General features: G+C 31.9%; 2 protein-coding genes. One reads left to right on the top strand and one right to left on the bottom strand.

Features of this window, described 5'->3' with window-relative positions:
• Positions 1–290: 290 nt before the first annotated feature.
• Positions 291–779, bottom strand: coding sequence for an SRPBCC family protein (locus tag ACR65M_RS26725; protein ID WP_440274921.1), 489 nt, complete (start codon positions 777–779; stop codon positions 291–293).
• Positions 780–994: 215 nt separating this feature from the next.
• Between ACR65M_RS26725 and ACR65M_RS26730 the strand changes: the two genes are divergently transcribed.
• Positions 995–2032, top strand: a complete 1038-nt coding sequence (locus ACR65M_RS26730; protein WP_440274922.1) for a serine hydrolase domain-containing protein — start codon at positions 995–997, stop codon at positions 2030–2032.
• Positions 2033–2286 lie beyond the last annotated feature (254 nt).

Here is a 2286-nt window from a genome sequence, read left to right on the forward strand (position 1 = left end):
AGTGACCGAAATCAAATGCCCAAGAACTTATAATTTTAGAATAATAGATTAAACATGTATTTTCAATGAATGTTAATTAAAATAGTGCGAAGGTAGTATTCTTATAAATACTGAGGCTTAGAATTACGACGCACTACGAAGAAAATATGAAGTGAAACACATTCTTAACTAACTGCAGTTTAGTTCAACAACTATTCCTACATCACGAGATAGGTTCTGAATGCTTTTTAGGAAATAAAAAACCATCTACATACTAAAAAAATATAGATGGTGTATGTAAAATATTCTTTTTAAGGTTGGCAACATAAATTTCCTTCGCCATTTTCGAGAGCAGATTTTAGACTATTAAGAACTCCTGACCAAGCCATTTGGTGCCACTTGATTGCTTCGGTCCAGTCCGCATTATCTTTAAATCCAATATGTTTAACAATAACTTTGGTAGAATCCTCATTGATTGATTTGAAACTTACATTAACATTTGTTAATTCATTTTCATTGTTCATTAAAGTCTCAAATTGGTCTGGTCCTTTCCAAGTAAAATGTAGCTCCTTTTCATTAATAAGTTTTGTGATTTTACAACCCTTCGTATTCATACCCTCACTATTTCCAGGTATAAAGTAAAGTTCATATGCACCACCTTCTTTAGCTTCTACAACAGTTTCAGGTGCAAACCATTCAGAAACTCTTTCAGAAATTGTCCAGGCAAACCATACTAAATTTAATGGTGCATTAATTGTTACCTCTTTAATAATAGTTTTATCATTTGTAGTGGTTGTCAAAAGAACCTCTCCTTCTGTAAAATAATTACGCTTTAATATTATCATTATTAAAAAAATTCCGAAAGAATAATTTGGACGTATGTTTCATAACCTTATTAAACTATCGGGTGCGATGATCCAAGAAGGATTATCGCTTATTTTTTGTTTCCAAATAAATACATTAGAACGTACATTCGTGTTATAATTTCTTTATAAAGTTATCTAGGAGGAGAATAATGAAATTAAAAAATATCAAAATTGAAGAACGAATGGAACATTATAATGTAAACGGTTTAAGTATTGCATTGTTCGAAGAAGGTCAAATCAGAGGAACAGTAAACTATGGTTTACTTGAAGTAAATAGTGATAGAAAGGTAAATGATGATTCTATTTTTAGTGCGTGTTCCATTAGTAAATTCTTAACTGGAATAATAGCAATAAAGTTACTAGAAGAAGGGCATCTTGATTTAGATGAAAATGTAAATGAAAGACTTGTTACTTGGAAAGTGCCTGAAAATGAATATACAAAAAATAAAAAAGTTACTTTAAGAAACTTGCTTAGTCATCAATCTGGAATCAAGGACCCTGAAGGTAGTTTTTTAGAACTAAATTCAGATATAGGTTTTCCTTCGATGGTTGAATTGTTAGAGGGAAAATCCCATTATTGTAAGGTTCCTATTGAAGTTCAATTCGAGCCAGAGAGTGAATTCCATTATTCAGATGCAGGCTATTGTATTCTTCAGCAACTAATAGAAGATGTAACGAAAAAGCAGTTTTATCAAGTGGTAAATGAGTTCATATTTGAACCACTAGGAATGAAAAATAGCCAATTAAATACAACAATGTCGGAAGTGGATAGAGATAACTTTTCTTGCGGTCATAACAAAAACGGGGAATTAGTAGATGGAAAACATCCTATATATCCTTATCCAGCAGCTTCTGGACTATGGACAACTTCTTTGGATTTAGCTGAATTAGTTCTTGAGTTAATGAATGCAGTAAAAGGAAAAAGTAAGCTGGGTATTTCGGAAAGTTTAGCAAAAGAAATGATAACCCCGCAAAGAGGTAAAAGCTGGACTGGATTAGGTGTGTTTCTTGAAGGCTCCGAAAAAGAACTAGAAATAACATCACTCGGTTGGGGAGTAGGTTTTCAATGTATGATGGTGGCACATCCACACTTGGAAAAAGGTGCCGTTATTATGACGAATGCAGAATTAGGCGTTCATCAATTGGAAGGGATTATTGGAGAGATATATAAATCTCTTCTATCTTAAAAAAACGTTAGTTTTTTAAAAAGACCGTGTTAAGCTATTAAATGTCTTATTGAACTAACGGGTGCGTTAGTTCAACAACAACCAACATCGTTGTTGTGGTAAATGAGGTCATTTGTTGTACAAAAAAGGATAGATGAATACAGGTATTTTAATCCTGTCCATCTATCCTCTCTTTTGGTTTATAAAATGTGTGATATTTTATTTGGTTACTTAATTTTAAATGATTTTAAACATTTTCTTGACTTTTAATAAAA

The sequence above is a fragment of the Ferdinandcohnia sp. SAFN-114 genome (assembly GCF_059415045.1).

Coding starts and splice junctions, on each gene's coding strand:
- ACR65M_RS26730 (WP_440274922.1), top strand. CDS start 995: ATGAAATTAAAAAATATCAAAATTGAAGAACGAATGGAACATTATAAT.